The 6,525-nt window shown below is 60.4% G+C and carries 6 protein-coding genes; all 6 read right to left on the reverse strand.

Annotation, left to right across the window (positions count from 1 at the left end; translation table 11 throughout):
• Positions 1-828: DUF6638 family protein (locus ACK5L9_RS13910; protein WP_416912066.1), on the reverse strand; the 828-nt coding region annotated here is incomplete at its 3' end.
• 109 nt (positions 829-937) lie between these two features.
• Positions 938-2,863 (reverse strand): ATP-binding protein, encoded by a 1,926-nt coding sequence (locus ACK5L9_RS13915; protein WP_416912067.1) that lies wholly within the window; start codon positions 2,861-2,863, stop codon positions 938-940.
• Positions 2,864-3,415, reverse strand: coding sequence for a putative glycolipid-binding domain-containing protein (locus tag ACK5L9_RS13920; RefSeq protein WP_416912068.1), 552 nt, complete (start codon positions 3,413-3,415; stop codon positions 2,864-2,866).
• Positions 3,415-4,554: a hypothetical protein gene (locus ACK5L9_RS13925; RefSeq protein ID WP_416912069.1), complete on the reverse strand. Its 1,140-nt coding sequence runs from the start codon at positions 4,552-4,554 to the stop codon at positions 3,415-3,417. The genes ACK5L9_RS13920 and ACK5L9_RS13925 overlap by 1 nt, the downstream gene beginning before the upstream one ends.
• Positions 4,555-4,905: 351 nt before the next feature.
• Positions 4,906-5,979 carry a hypothetical protein gene (locus ACK5L9_RS13930; RefSeq protein ID WP_416912070.1) on the reverse strand — a complete coding sequence of 358 codons (1,074 nt, stop codon included), beginning with the start codon at positions 5,977-5,979 and terminating at the stop codon, positions 4,906-4,908.
• 133 nt (positions 5,980-6,112) lie between these two features.
• A partial coding sequence (locus ACK5L9_RS13935) for a hypothetical protein (RefSeq protein WP_416912071.1) occupies positions 6,113-6,525 on the reverse strand: 413 nt, incomplete at its 5' end.

A 6,525-nucleotide genomic window follows, 5' to 3' on the forward strand; every position in this document is an offset into this window, starting at 1 on the left:
CAGGATCGGCGCGGTATCGGTGCCGCGTGTGTTCACGATCGGCTCGGCCAGCGCGTTGCGAGCCAGCCATGCAGCGATCTGATGGCCCTCAGCGATGGACATGGTCAGGAAATCCGGCATTTCGGCCACCTGCGCGGGATCGGCAAAGATCATCGCCGGTTCGTTCGCGGAACGGATGACATAAACCCCGCCGAAATCGGCGGTCCAGAAATCGGGCACATCAAAGGCGGTATGGTCCAGCCTGACCGGATTGCGCAGCACATCGCCGGATTTTTTGGCCTGTTCGATCATCCGGGCGATCAGCACATCGTCCCACCACGCATCCGGCTGCGTGCGGAACCTGTCGATCATCGCAGCCATCTTGTCGGCTTCGACCATATGGCTGCCGGTGGTATCGGCGCTGACGGTCAGGCGGCGGATTCCGGACAGATCGGCGGGCGAGGCAATCTGCCAGACCTGATCGTCGATCTGGCCCACCACGGCATCGTGGGCGGTCAGGCTGAAAAGCTGGCTTTCATTCTGATCGACAAAGCGCCGCATCACATCGCGCAGAACCGACAGATCGGCATTCAGCATCGGCGCGGTTTTCTGTTCGGTCGTCAGCAGAATAAACTGCCGCTCGCCCCCCCCGGAAGACAGATAGGCCATGTCGCCCAGCTCATCCCCGATTTCCGGGGAATAGCCGCAGATGTCGATATGAAATTCGGTCAGGCCGGTTTCGCGCCCGGTAATCTTTTTCAGCCCACGGTTATAAAGGCCAACCCAGGCAGTCGAATCCACCCGGATCAGATTGCCGAACATCAATCCCTTTTCGATGAGGCGTTTCATACGCGCCCCGACCGCGGCACCCGCAGAGCCTGCACAAGCAAGGCAAGCGACCTATGCGTGGCGACCCAGACAAGCGCGAGCATTCCGGCAGCCCACAGCAATATTGTCGTCATTCCGTTCCCCCGAACCTCTTGCGCGCTTCGGCCATCCGCTCCATCCCGCGCACGGCGTCTTCGATGGAAGCCTCATCCGCGCTGTCAGCATAGCGCCACTCGCTGTCAGCGTAACGGTTGATTTCCTGCACCACCATCCGGGGGGTGATCGGACGGCGCAGCGCCTCGATCATCTGCAACTTGGTTTCATAGGGCTGATGCAGAAAGGGTTCGGGGGTTTCGAACCAGTCGTCAGGCATGTCGAAATCCATCGCGCGGACCTTGACCGCATCGGTAATATTCTTGACCGCGCGGCCGGTGAAACGCGGCTCGGCCTCGGCGATGGCGAAAAGATAGCTGCCCAGATCGGCCAGATTGTCCAGCGGTCCATATTGGCCGCTGACATCCGCGAAAACCTGTTCCAGACCGGGTTCCTGCGGGCGGGAATGGCCCTCGTAACTGTCGGTCACGGCCTTTTGCATCGCCTGCGCCCGCATCAGATCGTGATCGCCAACGGGAATATCGTGGCGCTTGCCCAACAGCAGCGCCAGAATATCGATGTAATCGGCCCGCGTCTTTGGCCCGTCGATCAGAAACCTGGCCGCCGCGCGCTGGCGCAGGGCGTCGTCGATATTCTCGGCATGGTTGGAAAACATCCCGAAGGTGCAATTGCCGCGCACGACGGTGCTGGCCCCGGCAAAGGCCTCCATCAGGACGGCGGTGATTTCCTGTTGACCCGAGGATGACTGCCGGTCGCCGCGCTTGCCCGCGATCTGGTCAATATCGTCGATAGTCCCGAACCCGATCACGGCAGGATCGATCACCGCGTCGATGAAGGCCCGCGCATTCTGGCCGGATTTGCCCTGATAGCTGTCGATATTATCCACCGACAGGTTGCGATAGCGGAAGGGATAGCCCGCCACCGTACAGTAATCATTAATCATCCCGGCCATCATCTGGATCAACGTGGTCTTGCCCGTGCCGGGACGGCCATCGCCCAGAAATGTAAAGACAAAACCGCCCAGATCGACAAAGGGATTCATCCTTCGGTTGAAATCATAGGCGACGATCATGCGCGCCAGACGCATCGCCTGATGCTTGGCGATGGCGTTGCCGATCACCTCGTCGGGTTTCTTGAAGGCCATGGTCAACGGCGCGCCACGCGCTTTCGTCGCGGGGGCAAAGCCCGAGACCGGCAGATCGTCGGCGGCGACGCGCCAGCTTGCGCCGGTAAATGCCCCGATACGCGGGGCGGTCTCGGCGCGCGCCGCCACTGCCGCCGACAGCGCTTCGGCCCAGGCAAGCGCTGTGGCGATCAGGGTCTTGTCGTCTCGCGCATGACGTGCAAGGTTCTGGTCCAGTTCCCACAGCGCGCCCTGAAGCGCGGTCAGCGGGTTATCGGTCAGGATTTCATCCGCCGCGACATCCTCGACCGTTTCGGCCCCCGCATGTTCGGCCAGCAGAAAAGCCGTCGCATTGGCCAGAACCGAGGCCGCCGCCAGCGCCTCGACCGCCAGCAATTCGGCAAATTCGCGGTGCCGGTCGGCGGGCAGGCGGCTGTCCAGATTGATGCGCTTCAGTTCCGCTGCACCGGAACGGGCCGCAACCTCGTCGGCCACGGCCAGCGCGATCGCCACGGCACGGCGCAACACGCGGGCCAGGGTGGCTGCGGCGGGGGGCGGCAGATCGTCACCCGCCGCAGCCTCGATCCTCTCGATCAGTCGCACGGCACCGGGCCGCGCGGTGGCGCGCCCGGCAAGCCCCGGCGTGGTAGAGCGAAAACGTGTGGTCGTCCGGATACCGGGCGAACGTTCAGGGGCGACCACCTCGGCGGACTTACCCAGCCGAGGCGCGTGGTCAAAGCCGGTCAGCAGTGACAGGGCTTGCGGATAATGACCGCGAATGGCGGCCTCGGGCAATTCCATCTGGTTACGGGGTTCCATTCAACCCTCTTGCTTCCAGAAACCCGGATAATCGGTAACAAAACCGCAATGGTCCACCGACAGCGCGGCCTGTGCATCCCCCCTGGCCGATTCGAAATGCCAGCGCTCATCCGCCTCGCGCCGATAGCTTTGTGTCAGCAGTTTCGGCTGCCAGTCGCTTTCGTCCAGCCAGACGGCAAGCTGCTGATCCTGTTCCTTGCCCTCGTGCATCAGTCGCCGCAACACCAGCGTATTTGTCGCCGGAGTAAAGCCAAGGTCGAAATCGGTCGCGCTGTCGCTGCCGGACAGGGCCTTGCCGTTCATGCCCCAGATCCCGTCGGACCCGCGCGCGATCTGCAAATCCAGCACCGTTTCGCCGACCCGCCCGATCAGATGAGCCGAACGCGCCCGCCAGTCCGCGTCGCAGCGGATCAGATAACTCAGCCGCGCGGGGCCTGCGGGATCATGCCAGATCGACACGCCGTCCAGCAACCACGACTGACGAAACCTTCGCAAAGTGCAGGAATCGTGGCCGGGGCGGTCCAGCCGTCGCCATACGATTGAAACACTCATCAACTATACCCCACAACCCTGCCGTCAGGACCAGACACATATTTACGGATATCGCTGAAACCATCCGGTTGCAGCGACGCAAGGGCCTGATATGGCCGTTGCGGCATAACCAGAACCCGGATCGCCCCAGTCATCCCCTGCCCGTCGCCACGCACGTCCAGCGGGTCAAGCCGGTAGATCTGTCGTTCCACTACCCCGAAAAAGCCGCTGGCCTCAAGGGTCGCCCGCTCTGCCTCAAGCTCTTCGATGGTCATCGTCATGGCCCACCCTTCTCCCGACGATGTTGCCGCGTCATCCAGCACCTTGCGAATGGGACCATCCTGCATTGTGAACCCCTGCGAATAAACCGGCCCCAGCACGATCCGCCGCAAGCGCATCGGATGCAGGGTATCAAAATCATGATCGAACCCCCGCGCAATCGTCAGCAATTGCAGCGAAGTCACCGATTGAGCCAGAAGATGCGCCCGAACCTCGGGCCAGCGCTTTGCATCCTCGACCAGAGGACGGCGACCGCTGTCATCGACATCCATCTGATACAAAACCGGTACGTTCAGTTGACTATCATAAACTGCCCAGTGCAGCAACCAGCGCCGCCTCTGGCGTTGCCCCCCCGACAGCCAATAGCCCTGCGGGTGCATTTGCGGCCAGAAAAGCCCGCCTTTGGCCAGCGCCTCATAGTATAACCGCTGCGACATCGCATATTGCAGCCGCGTCGGCACCACGCGATCCCCGACGATCTGCCGGATCATGTCATCCCTGATCGCATCGGGCGTGGGGGTACGAGCCAGCTCTTCCGTGGCCTGGGCCGCGTCGGCCGCAGTCTGGGCGATCTCGGACCAGACGGGAAAGCCGGATTCGTGAATGTCGATGGTCAGGTGCCGACGCAGCGGCCCGTCGATGCGGCCCGACACCAGATAGCGCATCGACAACGCATCGACCGAGGCTTGCAACGCCGCCAGATAGCCCGCGATCACATCGGCCTCAATCTGCGAAAACAGCCCGTCACGGACCATTTCGGCCAGAACGGCGGGCAAAACCCCGGCAATCTGCCGCGTCTGATCAAAAAAGGCGCGCGAGGTCAGATCGTCGTCAAGTGTGCGGTGATCGGCGTCAAGCGTGCCGGTGCGGTCGGACGTCATCCGTTACTCCTCGGCAGCCATGTCATGACACAAACTGCGGCATCAGCAGCGCCGCACGTAAAACGATCCATAATTCCATAGGTGGGTCCGGCAGCAATCTGGCTGTTGCCCTGAACATACGGCAACCAACCAGTCACTAGCAGACTAATAACCGCGTTCAAAGCCACATCGAGAACCCAAAGTAATGTGATAAATATAACAAAAGTTAATAAATGCAGAAGAAACATACCAGTTATTCCGAATAGCACGGTCTGCGGTACCGACAGGCCACGGAAAATACACCAGCAAAACACGGCGGTCGCACAGATGGCCGACATTGCCCCTGGTCTTGAACAGCTTATCCCCCTGTCATCAGCCACCATAAAGATTGCTGTCGTGCTTTTGGACGATTTCACTAAAGCGACGGGCAAAACGTTCATCGGCCTTGGCCTTTTCCTCCAGCACCTTGCGGGCAAAGACCATGTGGTCGCCATGCGCCTCAAGCATGTCGGCCATCCGGTCGTTGGTTGCGGTACCGATGGCGGCCATGGCGGCCTGTGCCTCTTGATCGGTCTTGACGCCAATCTCGTTGATGCGATGGGCGACATCCTGCTGTTGCGCGGTTTTCAGCGATTTGGTCAGCGCGTCATACAGCACCACCCGCTGCCGCGTGTCGGTTTGCAGCTTGTTGATCAGCACCATCTGGGTCGCCGCCTGATTCTGCAAGCTGTCCACCCAAGTCTTGCCGGCCTCGATATAGCGTTCCAGCGTCTGGGACTTGGCCAGCGCAACCTGTTCATCCTGCACCAGCGCGTTGTGATCCCGGTTGGCATTGGCCAGTTCGGTCTCAAGCTGGGTCCGGGCGGCGGGGTCGGTCGTGATGGCGACCCTGTTTTCCAGTTCGATCAGTTGCGGGTCCATCGCCTTGATCCGCGAGCGCAGACCTTCCAGCGTGGCAACGGTTTCCTCGCGCTCGGTCAGGGTGCCGGACAGATTCGCCTCGACCTTGCCCTTCTGGTCGTTCAGCAGTTCAAGCTGATCTTGCAGCAGACGGGTGATCGTATCGGATTTCGAGATCAGATCCTGCAATTTGTCGTCGATGCTGGCGGAACGCAGACGTTCCTGACGCATCGCCTCGGATTTGCCGCTGGCGAAGATGCCGACAAAGCTTTCCCAGCCGGTCTTGCTGCGCAATTCCTCGAAATCGCGGCTGAAACCGGCAGTCACGTCGTCAAGGCCCATGATCAGTTCCGCGATATTCGCGTTCATCGCATCGGTATGGGCATGCACGTCCTGCAAGGTTGCATTGGCAACGTCGATCGGCAGCGATGCGACATCCGCGCGGGCCGTCGCCAAATCCAGCGCCCTGGTCATTTCGGCGATCTTGCCCTGGGCCTGCTCCACCTGGTTCCGGCTTTCGGAAATCTGCTGCTCCAGCGATGCCATGACACTCTCCAACACTCGGTCCACAATAGTAAGTCTGGCTAAACCTAAGGCCGTTCCTGCAGCAAGCAAGAGGCTTGCTGAAGAAACTGCATGATAACCGTTGCCAATCACACCAGACGAATTCCGTTTGACCTTAAACTGTCCAAGCGGAACTGACCATGCGTTTCTTGCGCCTGCCAAAAGCCGACCAAGAAATCAAACTAAACAGTCTACATTTATGGCGGGGAATGGACCGGAAATCCCATTTTTTGCAATTATGAGCATACAAATAGATATGCCGAGCAGAGTTTCTTAACCGCAATAATTCATGAAGCTGCGGTATCGCACCGTGTAGGCATGGCATCGCCCATTCCGGTTTGACCCACACAATGGACTTCGGCGGCCGTTTTTTTCGGGCCGCTAACGTCATGTGAGGTTGTGCAGGTTGATGTTTCTGGATGAGCGGGGCGTTTCGCTTCAGGCCGGACACGGTGGCTCGAGGGCTGGGAACAGCAAGGTGAGAAGCTTCCTGCGCGGGCAGCAGGCCGGAAGGGTGATGATGATCCG

The sequence above is a fragment of the Paracoccus sp. (in: a-proteobacteria) genome (assembly GCF_047973135.1).
Lineage (GTDB): Bacteria > Pseudomonadota > Alphaproteobacteria > Rhodobacterales > Rhodobacteraceae > Paracoccus.